A 13,930-nucleotide genomic window follows, 5' to 3' on the forward strand; every position below is an offset into this window, starting at 1 on the left:
TCGGTTCCGATCAGCGAAATCTCACAGCGCCGGCACCTTGCGGGCGCGCAGGTAATCGACGGCATTGGCGACGTCGTCGAGATCGGCCGGCGGCGTCTCGTCGAGGGGATAATCCACCCCCATGTCGTGCCACTTGTGCGCCCCCATCTGGTGGAAGGCCAGCACCTCGACCCGCTCCAGGGTGGGTAGCGACGCCGCCAGCGCCGCGATGGCATCCAGCTCGACGGCCGAATCGGTGAGGTCGGGGACCAGCACGAAGCGCAGCCACAGGCGGATGCCGCGTTCGGTCAGCGACCGCAGGAAGGCCAAGGCGTGGTCGGGGTCGTGGCCGGTGATGCGGCGGTAGGTGGCGGGCACCGCGCTCTTGATGTCGACCATCGCCAGATCGAGGTTGTCGAGAAGCTCGGCCTCCACATGGCCGGACGCCCCCGAGGTCTCGATGGCGGTGGACAGGGTCATGGCCTTGGCGGTGGACAGGATGGCGGCGGCGAAGCGCTGCTGGATCAGCGGCTCGCCGCCGGTCAGGGTGACCCCGCCATGGGCGCGGCGCAGCACCGGCGCGTACTTGGCGATCTCCACCGCCACCCTGGCCGCCGAGGTGTGCTGGCCCTCCTTGGGCACCCAGGTGTCGGGGTTGTGGCAATAGACGCAGCGCAGCGGGCAGCCCGACAGGAACAGCACGAAGCGCCAACCCGGCCCGTCCAGCCCGGCCTCCAGCTCCCATGAATGGACCCAGCCCTCGGGATCGGGCGGCGCCGCCTGCAGGGCCGCGCCGCCGGCCAGGGTGAGGTGGTGGTGGAGGTCCGTGCTCTCCGCCACCCCTACACCTTGCCGTGGAAGGTGCGGCGGATGATGTCGAGCTGCTGTTCGCGGGTCAGCTTGATGAAGTTGACGGCATAGCCCGACACCCGCACCGTCAGCTGCGGGTACTTCTCGGGGTGCTCCATGGCGTCCAGCAGCATGTCGTGGTCGAGCACGTTGATGTTGACGTGGAAGCCGCCGCTGAGGAAATAGGCGTCCATGCCGGCCAGCAGGTTGTCGATCTGCTCGTCGCGGGTCCGTCCCAGCCCCTGCGGCACCATGGAGGCGGTGAGCGAGATGCCGTCCTGCACCTCCTCGTAGGGCAGCTTGGCCACCGAGAAGGCCGAGGCGAGGAAGCCGTGGCGGTCGCGCCCGTGCATGGGATTGGCGCCCGGCGCGAAGGGCTCGCCGGCGCGGCGACCGTCGGGGGTGTTGCCGGTGGCCTTGCCGTAGACCACGTTGGAGGTGATGGTCAGCACCGACTGGGTGTGCATGGCGTTGCGGTAGGTGGGGTTCTTGCGCACCTTGTTCATGAAGGTGCGCACGATTTCGACGGCGATCTGATCGACGCGGTCGTCGTTGTTGCCGAACATGGGGAACTCGCCGTCGATGCGGTAATCAACCGCCAGCCCGGACTCGTCGCGGATGACGTGCACCTTGGCGTACTTGATGGCCGACAGCGAATCCGCCACCACCGACATGCCGGCGATGCCGCAGGCCAGGGTGCGCAGCACCTCGCGGTCGTGCAGCGCCATCTCGAGCCGCTCGTAGCAATACTTGTCGTGCATGAAGTGGATGCAGTTGAGCGCGTTGACGTAGACCTTGGCCAGCCAGTCCATCATGTGGTCGAAGGCGGCCATGACCTCGTCGTAATCCAGCACCTCGGCGGTGATCGGCGGCGCCGGCGGCGCCACCTGCTTGCCGCTGACCTCGTCGCGGCCGCCGTTGATGGCGTAGAGCATGGTCTTGGCCAGATTGACCCGCGCCCCGAAGAACTGCATCTGCTTGCCCACCCGCATGGCGGAGACGCAGCAGGCGATGGCGCAGTCGTCGCCCCAGCTGGGGCGCAGCAGATCGTCGCTCTCGTACTGGATCGAGCTGGTGTCGATGGTGACCCGGGCGCAGAAGCGCTTGAACGGCTCGGGCAGCGACGCCGACCACAGCACGGTGAGGTTGGGTTCCGGCGCCGGACCCAGATTGTAGAGGGTCTGCAGCATGCGGAAGCTGGTCCGCGTCACCATGGGGCGGCCGTCCTCGCCCATGCCGCCGATGCTCTCGGTCACCCAGGTGGGATCGCCCGAGAACAGGGCGTTGTAGTCGGGGGTGCGCAGGAAGCGGACGATGCGCAGCTTGATGACGAAATCGTCGATCAGCTCCTGCGCCTGCTCCTCGTTCAGGCGGCCCTCGGCGAAGTCGCGCTGGAAATAGATATCGAGGAAGGTCGAGACCCGGCCCAGCGACATGGCGGCGCCGTTCTGCTCCTTGACCGCCGCCAGGAAGGCGAAATAGGTCCACTGCACCGCCTCGAAACCGGTGGCGGCGGGCCGGGTGATGTCGAAGCCGTAGCTGGCCGCCATCTCGGCCAGCTCGGCGAGGGCGCGGATCTGTTCCGACAGCTCCTCGCGCAGGCGGATGACGTCTTCGACCGAGGGCTGGTCGTCCAGCTCGTGGCGCTCGGCGTGCTTGGCCTCGATCAGGCGCCCGGTGCCGTAGAGGGCGACCCGGCGGTAATCGCCGATGATGCGGCCGCGGCCATAGGCATCGGGCAGGCCGGTGACGATGTGGGCCGAGCGGGCCTTGAGGATTTCCGGGGTATAGGCGTCGAACACCGCGTCGTTGTGGGTCTTGCGCCACTTGGTGAAGGCCTCGTGCAGGCGCGGATCGATGGTGCGGCCATAGGCCTCCAGCGCCGCCTCGACCATGCGCAGGCCGCCGAACGGCATGATCGCCCGCTTCAGCGGGGCGTCGGTCTGCAGGCCGACGATGCGCTCGAGGTCGCGGTCGATGTAGCCGGGCGCATGGGCGGTGATGGAGGACGGAATGTCGGCCGAGATGTCGAGCACGCCGTTGTTGTCGCGCTCCGCCGCCAGCAGCTCCGAGACCTTGGCCCACAGGGCGGTGGTGCGCGGGCTGGGGCCGGCCAGGAAGCCCTCGTCACCCTCGTAGGGCTCACGGTTCAGGCGGATGAAATCCTGGACGTCGATGGCATCGGTCCAGCGTCCGGCGGTGAAACCCCGCCAGGGATCCTGGCCGTGGGCATGGGTCTGGACGGCGGCGTCGGTGGCATCCGGTGGCGTCATGGGGGTCCTCCTCCCGCGGGTCTGCGCGGCCCGAGCATAGCGCCAGGGTGGCCTTCCCCGGATGACAGATGCAAGAAAGAAATGCTTGCCATATCCAAGGGTTGTCCGATCCTATCCGCCCGTGTAGGGTCCCGTCCCATGGCCGAGGACTCCCCGCTTCCCGCCCCCACTTTCGCCGAAGTCGTCCGCGCCTTCGCCCGCATCGGCCTGCTGTCCTTCGGCGGCCCGGCCGGGCAGATCGCCACCATGCACCGCATCCTGGTGGACGAGAAGAAGTGGGTGGACGAGGAGCGGTTCCTGCACGCCCTCAACTACTGCATGCTGCTGCCCGGGCCCGAGGCGCAGCAGCTCGCCACCTATGTCGGCTGGCTGCTGCACCGGGTGGCGGGCGGCATCGTCGCCGGCGTGCTGTTCGTGCTGCCCGGCTTCCTGGTGATGATGGGGCTGGCGGCGCTCTATGCCGGCCTCAACGATGTGACCCTGGTGCAGGGCCTGTTCTGGGGCCTCAAGCCGGCGGTGCTGGCGGTGGTGGTCGAGGCGACGCTGCGCATCGGCAGGCGGGCGCTGAAGGGGCCGCCGGCGGTGGCGCTGGCGGCCGCCGCCTTCGTTGCCATCTTCGCCCTCGGGGTGCCGTTCCCGCTGATCGTGGCGGGGGCCGGAATGCTGGGCTACGGCCTCACCCGCGCCGGCAGTGCGGCCTTCGCGCCGACGACGCCGGTCGCCGTCACCGAGCACGGTGTGCGCCCGAGCCTGAGCCGCACCGCCCTGGTGGCGCTGATCTGCGGCATCCTGTGGCTGGCTCCGGTGGCCGCCGCCCTGGCCTGGGGCGAGGGCGCCTTCGCGGCGCTGGGGGTGTTCTTCTCGAAGATGGCGGTGGTCACCTTCGGCGGCGCCTATTCGGTGCTGGCCTACGTGGCGCAGGAGGCGGTCGAGGTCCACGGCTGGGTCACCCCGGGCGAGATGCTGGACGGCCTGGGCCTGGCCGAAACCACGCCGGGGCCGCTGATCCTGGTCAACCAGTTCGTCGGCTTCCTCGCCGGCTTCCGCGATCCCGGGCCGCTGGGGTCGTGGACCGGCGGCGTGCTGGCGGCGGCGCTGACCGTGTGGGTCACCTTCCTGCCCAGCTTCCTGTGGATCTTCGCCGGCGCCCCCCATATCGAGGCGGTGCGCGGCAACCGCGCCCTGGCCGGCGCCCTGGCCGCCATCACCGCGGCGGTGGTCGGCGTGGTGCTGAACCTGGCGCTGTGGTTCGCCCTGCACGTGGTGTTCGCCCGAATCGGCGACGGCCCCCTGAATTTGCCGCTGCCCGACTGGTCGAGCATCCAGGTGGTGCCGGCAATCCTGGCCGTGGCGGCCATGGTGGCGATGCTGCGTCTGCACATGGGCATGCTGCCGGTGCTGGCCGCCTCGGCCGCCATCGGCGCGGCGGCAAAGCTGATGTTTTAGCTCACCTTGTGTGCATGGTCAGATCGGCGATGAAGGCGCCCCGGCTCTGTCGCCGGGCCGCCGCCAGATCGTCCAGCCGGCGCAGGACACGCTTCGGCAAAGTGATGTTCACCCGCTCGATACTGTCGTCGAACAGGGCCGGGTCGAGATCGATGACGCCGACCGCCCAGTGCTGATACTCGGGCAAGGCACGCACCTCGGCCAGGCTGGAGGGCGAAGGAATGGCTGCCCCCGCGTCGAGCGCCGTGTCGATCCAGGCCGCGGCGGCTTCCGCCGCGGCGGCCACCGCCTCGTCCAAGGTATCGCCGGCCGAGAAACATCCCGGCAGGTCGGGGACGACCACCCCGAAGGCGGCCGTCTCGGAGCCGTCCTCGATCAGTATGGGATATCGCATCACACGCCCGCCTGTTTGCGAATTGCCGCGACCAGCCCGGTGCCGAGGTCCTTCTTGGGATGGGGGACGACCACGATGCCAGGCTTTGTCGGATGCCTGAATACGTGATGCGACCCGCGGACCCTGTCCAGGGTCCATCCATCGGCCTCCATCAGGCGGATCAGATCGGCGCTTTTCACGGTGTGTAATATACACACCCGAAAGCCCGGCTGCAATGTGCGCCCTGCGTCAGATCACCTCACCGTTCTCGCCGATCTCGGCGACGCGCAGGATGTTGGTGGTGCCCGAGCAGCCGAAGGGGACGCCGGCGGTGATGACCACGTGGTCGCCGACCTGGGCGAAGCCTTCGCGGAAGGCGGTCTTGGCCGCCTTGTGCACCATCTCGGAGACGCTGCGCACCTCGGCGGTCTCGACCGAGTGGGCGCCCCAGACCAGGGCGAGCTGGCGGGCGACGTCGATGTTCGAGGTCAGCGACACCACGCTCTGCTCGGGCCGCTCGCGCGCCGCCCTGAGCGTGGTCGAGCCCGACGAGGTGAAGGTGACGATGGCCGCCGCCTCCAGGGTGTGGGCGACCTGGCGGGCGGCCGCCGAGATGGCGTCGCGCACGGTGTTCTCGGGGCGCGAGCGCGACGCCTCGGTGATGATGCGGTACTGGTCGTCGTGCTCGACCTGCTCGATGATGCGGTCCATCATGGTCACCGCCTCGACCGGATATTCGCCGGCGGCGGTCTCGGCCGACAGCATCACCGCGTCGGCGCCGTCGTAGATGGCGGTGGCCACGTCCGAGGCCTCGGCGCGGGTCGGCGACGGCGAGTGGACCATGGAATCCAGCATCTGGGTCGCCACCACCACCGGCTTGCCGGCCGAGCGGCAGGCCTTGACGATGCGCTTCTGCAGGATCGGCACGGTCTCGGGCGGGCATTCGACGCCAAGGTCGCCACGCGCCACCATGACCGCGTCGGAGAGTTCAATGATCTCCTCGAGGTGGTCGATGGCCGAAGGCTTCTCCAGCTTGGACAGCAGCTTCACCTTGCCCTTCTTGGCGGCGATCAGCTTGCGCGCCTCGACCACGTCGCCGGGGCGTTGCACGAAGGACAGCGCGATCCAGTCCACCCCCATGTCGACGGCGAAATCCAAATCGGCCTTGTCCTTCTCGGTCAGCGGCGAGATCGGCAGCACCACGCCGGGAACGTTGACGCCCTTGTGGTTGGACAATTCGCCGCCGACCATGACCAGGGTCTCGGCGAAGTCCGGCCCGCGCCGCTCGACCCGAAGGCGCAGCTTGCCGTCGTCCAGCAGCAGATCGGTGCCGGCGGTCAGCGCCGCGAACACTTCCGGGTGCGGCAGCGGCGCGCGCTCGGCCGTGCCCAGTTCGGGGGACAGGTCGAGGCGGAACGACGCGCCGGTCTCCAGCTGGACGCGGCCGGCAGCGAAATTGCCCACCCGCAGCTTCGGTCCCTGCAGATCGGCCAGCACGCCGATGGGCCGGTGGGTGGTGGTCTCCAACGCCCGGATGGCATCATAGCGGGCCTGATGGTCGGCATGGCTGCCATGGCTGAAGTTCAGGCGGAAGACGTCGGCGCCGGAATTGAACAGGCCCTCGATCGCCGCCGGGGTCGAGGTCGCCGGCCCCAGGGTGGCGATGATCTTGGCGTTGCGCGTGCGTCTCATACTGTCCCTCGTCTGCTGTCGGCGGCACCATAGCAGAGGATGGGAACGCCGCCTACCGCGCCACCATGACGGTTTCCTGCCGTCTTTTGGGGTAGGACCGAAAGGCTAGGTGGCCGTTCGTAGGGGGGGGGTTAGCCGGCCGTTTGGCGGGCCTGTTCGGCGCGGTAGCGGTCCACCACCCAGCCGAGATGGGCCTTCATCGCCGCCGCCGCCGCCTCGGGGTCGCGCGCCCGGATGGCGGCGACGATGGCGCCGTGATGGGCGACGATGGTGCGGTCGTCCTCGGGCCGGGCGAACAGCTCGTAGCGGTGATAGTCCAGCATCTGTTCCAGGATGCTCCGGAACATCCCCATCACGTGCATGTAGATGCCCGAGCCCGAGGCCTTGGCGATGGCCAGGTGGAAGCGGATGTCGTTCTCGGTCTTGTGCTTGCCGCGGGTGACGTCGGCCTCGGTGGCGGCCATGATCTCGTCCAGCTCGGCCAGATGCTCCGGCGTGGCGTGGACGGCCGCCCGCCGCACCGCCCACCTCTCGAGGATGCCGCGGATCTCGGCCAGGTCGGCCAGGTTGTCGCGGTTGACCCGCACCAGTTCGACCAGGCTGGGATCCATGCAGGCGGCGTCGGACACCACCCGGGTGCCGCCGCCCTGGACGGCATCGACGAAGCCCTGCGTCTTCAGCGCCTGCAGCGCCGCGCGCACCGACACCCGCGATACCCCCATGTCCTCGGCCAGCTTGCGCTCGCCCGGCAGGCGCTGCCCGGGCGCCCATTCGCCCGAGGCGATGCGGGCGAGGATGCGGTCGGTCACCCGGTCGGAAACGCGACCGCCGCCGGCCGCCTCGCCACCGCCGGCAGGAATCCGTGATATGGCATTGGTCATGGGAAAAGCGTGCCCCACAAACCGCGAACGCGTCAACACCCAGCGGCGGCATTCATAACAGAAATGCCGCGGCAATCACCGAGGATTCAACCGATGGTGCAGGGTTCGGGGGCGGATCGCTGCGCCAGCGGCGCCGGGACGTCTCCGTCCCGCAACAGCGCCGAGATGCCCTGCGCCGTCATCGGACGCGCCAGCAGGAACCCCTGGACGGCATCGCAGCCGAGGGCGGCGAGCTGGGCCAGCTGTTCCCCGGTCTCGATGCCGCAGGCGACGACCGGCAGGTGCATGCCCTTGGCCACCGCCATGATGGCGGCGACGATCTCGGTATCGCCTGCCGACTTGCCGACGTTGCGCACGAAGGTCTGCGACACCTTGATGTCGGTGGCCGGCAGCCGGCGCAGGAAGGCGAAGGAGGAATAGCCCGAGCCGAACTCCTCGATGGCGAGGCCGACGCCCAAGGCGGCGAAGCGGTTGAACAGGGCGCTGGGATCGTGGCCCTTGTCGACCACGCTGGCCTCGGGCACTTCCAGCACCAGGGCGCCCGGCGGCAGGCCGCTGGATTCCAGCGCCATGGCCACCGCCTCGACCAGGTTGGCCTCGCGCAGCTGGCGTCCCGACAGGTTGACGTGCAGCTTGAGGTCGGAGCGCCCGGAATGGCGCCAGCCTTCGGCCTGGCGGCAGGCTTCCGCCAGCACCCAGCGGCCGATGTCGACGATCAGCCCGGTTTCCTCGGCCAGGGCCAGGAACTGGTTGGGGCCGACCATGCCGACATCGGGATGGATCCAGCGCAGCAGCGCCTCGACCGCGATGATCCGCCCGCCCGCCAGGTCGAAGACGGGCTGGTAGTGCAGCACGAACTCGCCGCGCTCCAGCGCCAGCCGCAGGCCGCTTTCCAGCGCCAGCCGCTCGAAAGCCTGGGCATTGACCGATTCGGAATGGAACTGGCAGCCGTTGCGCCCCAGGTGCTTGGCCTGGTACATGGCGGCGTCGGCCAGCTTGACCAGGGTCTGCATGTCGCCGGCATCGACCGGGAACAGCGACACGCCGATGGACGAGCTGATGCGCGCCGTCGACCCCGAAAGGTCGAAATCCTCGGCCAGGGCATGCAGCACCTTGTGGGCCACCACCGCGGCGTCGCGCGGGTCCTGCACGTCCTCGAGGATGACGGTGAACTCGTCGCCGGCCAGGCGGGCGACGGTGTCGCCCTGGCGGGTGCAGCCCGACAGCCGCTCGGCCACCTGCTGCAGCAGCAGGTCGCCGGCCAGGTGGCCCTGGCTGTCGTTGACCTCCTTGAAGTGGTCGAGGTCGATGAACAACAGCGCCACCATGGTCTGGTTGCGCTGGGCGCGGGCCATGGCGCGCGACAGGCGCTCCTGGAACAGGGTGCGGTTGGGCAGGTGGGTCAGCGGGTCGTGGTTGGCGGCGTAGGACAGGCGCTCCTCGACCTGCTTGCGCGTGGTGATGTCGCTGAGGACGGCAACGTAATTGGAGACCTTGCCTTCGGCGTCGCGCACCGCGGCGATGTTCTGCCAGCCGGCGAACATCTCGCCGGTCTTGCGGCGGTCCCAGATCTCGCCCTGCCAGCGGCCGGAGGCGTCCAGGCTGTCCCACATCTGGCGATAGAAGTCCGGCCCGTGGCGGCCCGAGGACAGCACCGTGGGCGTCCGGCCCAGCACGTCCTCGGCGGCGTAGCCGGTGATCTCGGTGAAGGCGGGGTTGACGTGGACGATGCGGCTTTCGGCATCGGTGACGAACAACCCTTCGCCCGAGCTTTCGAACACGGTGGCGGCCATGCGCATCTGGTCTTCCAGGCGCTTGCGCTCGGTGACGTCCTCGACGACGCCGACGTTGTAGCGGACCTCGGCGCCGTCCGGCACCGCCGAGACCGTCACCCGTGCCCACAGCACGCGGCCGTCCTTGGCGACGTAGCGCTTGGTGTAGACGTAGCTGTCGCGTTCGCCGCGGAACATCTCGGCACGCATGTCGTCGAGAAGGTGGGCGTCGTCGGGATGGGTGATGTCGCGGAAGGTGACCTTGCGCAGTTCGTCCTCGGTGTAGCCCACCATGGCGCAGAAGGCCGGGTTGGCCTCGACGAACCAGCCGCCGGCATCGGCCAGCACGACGCCGATCCCGGCATTCTCGAACACCGCGCGGAAACGGGCCTCGGAGCGGCGCAGGGCGCCGGCGGCGCCCATCCGCTCGATGGCGTAGCGCACGGCGCGGCGCACCAGGTCGCCGCTGCCTTGGCCCTTGACCAGATAGTCCTGGGCGCCCTGGCGCAGCGCTTCCAGCGCCAGCGCCTCGTCGTCGGTGCCGGTCAGCACCACCACCGGCAGGAAGGGCCAGGCGGCACGCAGCTGGGCCAGGGTGTCCAGCCCATGGGAATCGGGCAACGACAAATCGAGCAGCGCCACGTCCACCGGCTCCGCCGCCAGCAGGGCCAGCGCGTCGCCCAGGCGCGGCGCCTTCAGCACGCGGAAGGGATTGGCGAAATCCTCGAGCAGGAACAGTTCGACCAGGCGCGCATCACCGGGATTGTCCTCGACGACGAGGACGGTGCGGCCCTGGGCCGGGGGGGCCACGGTCATCGCCTCAGCGCGGCGGCAGTGTCACCACCGAGCACCAATATTCCTCGATGGAGCGCACGACGGCGATGAAGCGGTCGAGATCGACCGGCTTGGTGATGTAGCAATTGGCGTGCAGCTCGTAGCTGCGCATGATGTCCTGCTCGGCCTGAGAGGTGGTCAGCACGACCACCGGAATGCGGCACAACTCGGGGTCGGCCTTCATCTCGGCCAGCACCTGGCGGCCGTCCTTGCGCGGCAGGTTGAGATCCAGCAGCACCAGATGCGGGCGCGGTGCGTTGCCGTAGCCGTTCTCGCGCCGCAGATAGGTCATCGCCTCGACGCCATCGACCACCACCTTGAGGCGGCTGGCCATGCGGCCTTCCTTCAGCGCTTCCTGGGCCAGCCGGGCGTCGCCGGGATTGTCCTCGACCAGCAGGATGTCGAACACGTCGGGAGCGTTGCGCAAACTCACGGTGGAAAGTCCTCACGGGGGCCGTGTCGGGTCGGGCAATTTCATACTATAGTTTGTGCCACGCCGCTTGGAAACCGGTTCCTCGCCCATATGGGCCGCCGCCGTCAGATTTCCTCGCAGCCTTCGTGGCAGTAGCGGCCCAGCCGGGCGAGGTCGCCGACGGCGATGGTGTGGCCGTCCACCACCACCCCCAGCGAACGGAGATGGGCGAAGGCGCGCGACAGGGTCTCCGGCCGCACGCCGACACGGGCGGCGATCAGGCTCTTGTTGTGCGGCAGGCGCAGGATCACCGAGCCGCGCCGCCTGGGCGTCAGCGTCATCAGGTAGAGGGCGAGCCGCTGGCTGGCCGTCTTCAGCTTCAGGTCCTTGACCTCGCGCATCAGCATGCGGAAGTGCTTGGCCAGCGCCGCCATCATCGCCAGCGCCAGATCGGGGGTGGTGCGCAGATCCTCCAGCAGCGGACCGCGCGGCAATTCCAGGACCCGGCACGGGGTCAGCGCCATGGCCCCGACCAGATAGGGCTTGCCGGTCAGCACCGCGGCGGCGATGAAGGATTCGCCGGCATCGAGGATCTCGACCATGGTCTGCTCGGGTTCCGCCCCCACCGACCCCATCAGCCCGACCTGCCCTTCCAGCAGCACGTGCAGCGCCAGCGCCTCGTCGCCCTGACGGAACAGCATGGCATTGCGCGGATGGCGCTTGGTCCGCGCCTGGGCGGCGATGCGCGCCAGGACGTCGCCGGGCAGACCGGAAAACAACGGCACCCGCGCCAGCACTTCCAGGTCGCCGCTGTCCATCCGGGTCTCCCGTCGCCGATCCGCCCCCATTCCAATCCAGGCGAGGGCCGGATGGGTTTGACGACGGTCAAAGCCGTTCCTGTGCGAAAGAATGAGGGAGGCCTACCAAAGAATAGGGCCGGGTCCGAACATTGAGGGGGAATTCGGACCCGGCCCGTCCCGGCGCGTTCGGCAGAGCGTCAGGGTTACGGCGCCATCCTGCCGATTGGCGGACTACTCCGCTTTGACTTCAATCAATTCGAAATTCTGCACGCAATACCGTGCCTTTTCTTGACCATCGTCAAGCGGGCAACGGCGACGGAACCATCCGGTGCGCCAGGCGTTAGACCCAGCGACGGCAGCGGCCATCCGGCCCGCCGTATCCGTCACCACTCAGGAGCGACACCCATGCCTCTCGCCAGCCATTCGACGGCGACCATCGCCCAGGTGCTGTCCGGCATCGACTTCCCCGCCGACAAGCAGAAGCTGGTCGATTACGCCCAGAAGAACAACGCCGACAACGAGGTGCTCGAGGCCATCAAGCAGATGCCCGAGGCCGAGTACACCAGCATGGCCGACGTGTTCAAGGGCGTCGGCCAGAGCAACAAGTAGGCCAGAGCAATAAATAGCCTATTCCCCGCGCAGATCCGGCGGGGCGCGGAAGGTGAAGCCGGCGGGCGCGGCCGCGATGGCGTCGCGGGCGCGCCCGAAGCGGCGTCGCAGGTCATCGGGCAGTCGGCCCGGGCCGCCGGCGGCGCGGGCGATTTCGACCAGCGAGGGCAGCCCCTTCTCTCCCCCGGTCACCATCCCGCCGCCGCGCTGGGCGGCATGCAGCAGGTCGTGGATCAGGGTGCGCTTGCACGCCAGCACCGCCTGGCGCGCCCCGGCCAGCGCCGCTTCCGCCCCTTCGTCGGCGATCAGGATGACGCGGTGGTGGGGGTCGATGCCGTGCGGCGACAGGTGGCCGTAGGCCGACAGCTCCACTGCGATGCCGGTGCCGTCCAGCTCCCGCCCCAGGGCGCGGATGGCGGCACGGTAATCGGCATAGGCGGCCAGCACGTCGGAAATGGCGCCGCCATCGGCCGGAACCGAGACGTTGACGTCGGTGGAGCTGGTCCACGGCTTGAGCTTGCCCTCGGGCCTGACCCGGGCGCGGGTGCGGGCGAGGTCGGGAGCGCCCTCGCGGATGGCGCGGAAGGTGTCCATCTCGGACCCGGACGAGAAGCCGACACCGAAATCGATCATCACCCCGCCGATGGTCTCGGTCTCGGGGTCCATCAGGCTGAACAGCACGTCGTCGACCGATTGCTCGGACCAGCCGGTGATGCAGGCCAGCATGTCGGCACCGGCGTATTCGCACGATTGCAGCAGCCCCTGGGCCTTGGTCCGCGCCGGATCGCCGGCATGCTCGATGAAGGCCTCCAGCGAGTCGCGGCTGACCAGCTCGACCCCGTTTAGGACCGTGTCGCCGTTGCCCAGCCGCCCCCCCGCCCCCGGCAGGTTGATGCGGGTCCACGGCTCCAGATAGGCCAGCAGCCCGGCCACCGAATCCACGTCGGAGCCCTGCACCGGCAGCACCAGACCGAATTCCGAGGCCGGCACCTCGTAGAAGCGGAACACGGCGGCGGCGACCATGCCGGTCCAGCCCTGCATGCCCTCGACCATGTCCACATCCGCGCCCGACAGCAGCCGCGGCGGGCCGCCATCGGCCAGCACCACCGCCTCCAGGGTCGAGCTGGGACGCATGCGCAGCGGCCCCATGGCGCCGGTGGCGACGACGCCGCCGACATAGGCCGAACCGACGCTGGTCAGGTCCACCAGCACCCGGGCGGTCGGCCCCACCTGCTCGGCCAAAGCGGCGTTGACCTGGTCGAAGGTCAGCCCGGCGCCGGCCGTCACCAGCCCCTCGGCGGCGCGGATGGCGACCTGGTTGGACTTCACCTGCTCCGGCGGCGTGGCGGCATCGACCAGTTCGGCGGTGACGGCGCCCTTGGGGCGGACGGCGACCACGCCGGCGAAGCCGGCCGCCGCCTCGGCCATGTAGTCGAACGAGCCGATGGCGCTGGTCAGCCCGCCCGTCGGCATCACCGCCCAGCCCGCCGCCACCGCCTGCGCCACCGCGGCGGCGACATCATTGGTGACCAGCAGCGCCGCCTCCAGCGGCCGGCCGCCGTCATCGGCCAGTTCGGCACGGGCCAACGCGCTGAAGTCGATGGGGGGAAGGTCGGTCATGGGCCGGACAGGCTCGCGGAGGTCTCTCGGCAACGAGGGCGGGACCATACATCAAGCACGAACGCGAATAAACATCGCGATGCGCAAGCGGTCAGTCGGCGGACGCGGGGGTGGGCGTCCTCTCTTCACCCCCCCCTGCTCGTCATCACCGGGCTTGATCCACGGCTGTCCGGTTTAATTCTCGGCTGGCCCATGCCCCCTCGCCCGCCTGCGGGAGAGGGGGGCGAGCGTCAGCGAGCCGGGGTGAGGGCGGCGCGTGTCCACGCGCCCAAGACCTGAAACCGCAGAGGTTTTCGCTGTCGCGAAGCGCACCTGACGGCGCGCGCCCTCTCCCTCCCGTCGCTGGCGCGACGGGTCCCTCCCTCTCCCGCAGGCGGGCGAGGGTAATCT

The 13,930-nt window shown here is 69.3% G+C and carries 12 protein-coding genes; 2 read left to right on the forward strand and 10 right to left on the reverse strand.

Annotated features, from left to right (window positions below; all coding sequences use genetic code 11):
• Nucleotides 1–21: 21 nt before the first annotated feature.
• On the reverse strand, nt 22–819 hold the full coding sequence (pflA, locus tag MTBUT4_RS18010; RefSeq protein ID WP_173981092.1) for a pyruvate formate-lyase-activating protein: 798 nt from the start codon (nt 817–819) through the stop codon (nt 22–24).
• A gap of 2 nt (nt 820–821) precedes the next feature.
• Nucleotides 822–3,101 (reverse strand): formate C-acetyltransferase, encoded by a 2,280-nt coding sequence (gene pflB, locus MTBUT4_RS18015; RefSeq protein WP_173981093.1) that lies wholly within the window; start codon nt 3,099–3,101, stop codon nt 822–824.
• A gap of 138 nt (nt 3,102–3,239) precedes the next feature.
• On the opposite strand from pflB, the gene chrA reads away from it, so the two are divergent.
• Nucleotides 3,240–4,547, forward strand: coding sequence for a chromate efflux transporter (chrA, locus tag MTBUT4_RS18020; protein WP_173981094.1), 1,308 nt, complete (start codon nt 3,240–3,242; stop codon nt 4,545–4,547).
• Nucleotide 4,548: 1 nt separating this feature from the next.
• Here the strand turns inward: chrA and MTBUT4_RS18025 are convergent, their stop codons facing one another.
• The 7 genes from MTBUT4_RS18025 to MTBUT4_RS18055 all read right to left on the reverse strand — a co-directional run bounded on the left by MTBUT4_RS18025 (nt 4,549) and on the right by MTBUT4_RS18055 (nt 11,329).
• Nucleotides 4,549–4,941 (reverse strand): type II toxin-antitoxin system HicB family antitoxin, encoded by a 393-nt coding sequence (locus tag MTBUT4_RS18025; RefSeq protein ID WP_173981095.1) that lies wholly within the window; start codon nt 4,939–4,941, stop codon nt 4,549–4,551.
• Nucleotides 4,941–5,120 carry a type II toxin-antitoxin system HicA family toxin gene (locus MTBUT4_RS18030; protein WP_173981096.1) on the reverse strand — a complete coding sequence of 60 codons (180 nt, stop codon included), beginning with the start codon at nt 5,118–5,120 and terminating at the stop codon, nt 4,941–4,943. The genes MTBUT4_RS18025 and MTBUT4_RS18030 overlap by 1 nt, the downstream gene beginning before the upstream one ends.
• 49 nt (nt 5,121–5,169) lie before the next feature.
• Nucleotides 5,170–6,612 (reverse strand): pyruvate kinase, encoded by a 1,443-nt coding sequence (gene pyk / locus MTBUT4_RS18035; RefSeq protein ID WP_173981097.1) that lies wholly within the window; start codon nt 6,610–6,612, stop codon nt 5,170–5,172.
• Nucleotides 6,613–6,743: 131 nt separating this feature from the next.
• Nucleotides 6,744–7,493 carry a FadR/GntR family transcriptional regulator gene (locus tag MTBUT4_RS18040; protein ID WP_173981098.1) on the reverse strand — a complete coding sequence of 250 codons (750 nt, stop codon included), beginning with the start codon at nt 7,491–7,493 and terminating at the stop codon, nt 6,744–6,746.
• A gap of 86 nt (nt 7,494–7,579) precedes the next feature.
• Entirely contained in the window at nt 7,580–10,081 is a 2,502-nt protein-coding gene (locus MTBUT4_RS18045; protein ID WP_173981099.1) for an EAL domain-containing protein, read from the reverse strand.
• Between the two features lie 4 nt (nt 10,082–10,085).
• Nucleotides 10,086–10,532, reverse strand: a complete 447-nt coding sequence (locus tag MTBUT4_RS18050; RefSeq protein WP_173981100.1) for a response regulator — start codon at nt 10,530–10,532, stop codon at nt 10,086–10,088.
• A 104-nt stretch (nt 10,533–10,636) separates the two neighbouring features.
• Entirely contained in the window at nt 10,637–11,329 is a 693-nt protein-coding gene (locus MTBUT4_RS18055) for a cyclic nucleotide-binding domain-containing protein (RefSeq protein WP_173981101.1), read from the reverse strand.
• A 387-nt stretch (nt 11,330–11,716) separates the two neighbouring features.
• On the opposite strand from MTBUT4_RS18055, the gene MTBUT4_RS18060 reads away from it, so the two are divergent.
• The gene (locus tag MTBUT4_RS18060; protein ID WP_173981102.1) at nt 11,717–11,920 is read left to right on the forward strand and encodes a DUF2795 domain-containing protein; all 204 of its coding nucleotides are present in this window, start codon (nt 11,717–11,719) and stop codon (nt 11,918–11,920) included.
• An 18-nt stretch (nt 11,921–11,938) separates the two neighbouring features.
• Here MTBUT4_RS18060 and MTBUT4_RS18065 read toward each other — a convergent pair whose 3' ends face one another.
• Complete coding sequence (locus MTBUT4_RS18065; protein WP_173981103.1) at nt 11,939–13,540, reverse strand: FAD-binding oxidoreductase; 1,602 nt, start codon at nt 13,538–13,540, stop codon at nt 11,939–11,941.
• Nucleotides 13,541–13,930: the final 390 nt, after the last annotated feature.

The organism is Magnetospirillum sp. UT-4, assembly GCF_902729435.1.
Lineage (GTDB): Bacteria > Pseudomonadota > Alphaproteobacteria > Rhodospirillales > Magnetospirillaceae > Magnetospirillum.

Excerpts from the sequence above, each read along its gene's own strand:
- pflB (WP_173981093.1), bottom strand. The coding sequence starts at position 3,101 with ATGACGCCACCGGATGCCACCGACGCCGCCGTCCAGACCCATGCCCAC.
- chrA (WP_173981094.1), top strand. The coding sequence starts at position 3,240 with ATGGCCGAGGACTCCCCGCTTCCCGCCCCCACTTTCGCCGAAGTCGTC.
- MTBUT4_RS18025 (WP_173981095.1), bottom strand. The coding sequence starts at position 4,941 with ATGCGATATCCCATACTGATCGAGGACGGCTCCGAGACGGCCGCCTTC.
- pyk (WP_173981097.1), bottom strand. The coding sequence starts at position 6,612 with ATGAGACGCACGCGCAACGCCAAGATCATCGCCACCCTGGGGCCGGCG.
- MTBUT4_RS18040 (WP_173981098.1), bottom strand. The coding sequence starts at position 7,493 with ATGACCAATGCCATATCACGGATTCCTGCCGGCGGTGGCGAGGCGGCC.
- MTBUT4_RS18045 (WP_173981099.1), bottom strand. The coding sequence starts at position 10,081 with ATGACCGTGGCCCCCCCGGCCCAGGGCCGCACCGTCCTCGTCGTCGAG.
- MTBUT4_RS18055 (WP_173981101.1), bottom strand. The coding sequence starts at position 11,329 with ATGGACAGCGGCGACCTGGAAGTGCTGGCGCGGGTGCCGTTGTTTTCC.
- MTBUT4_RS18060 (WP_173981102.1), top strand. The coding sequence starts at position 11,717 with ATGCCTCTCGCCAGCCATTCGACGGCGACCATCGCCCAGGTGCTGTCC.
- MTBUT4_RS18065 (WP_173981103.1), bottom strand. The coding sequence starts at position 13,540 with ATGACCGACCTTCCCCCCATCGACTTCAGCGCGTTGGCCCGTGCCGAA.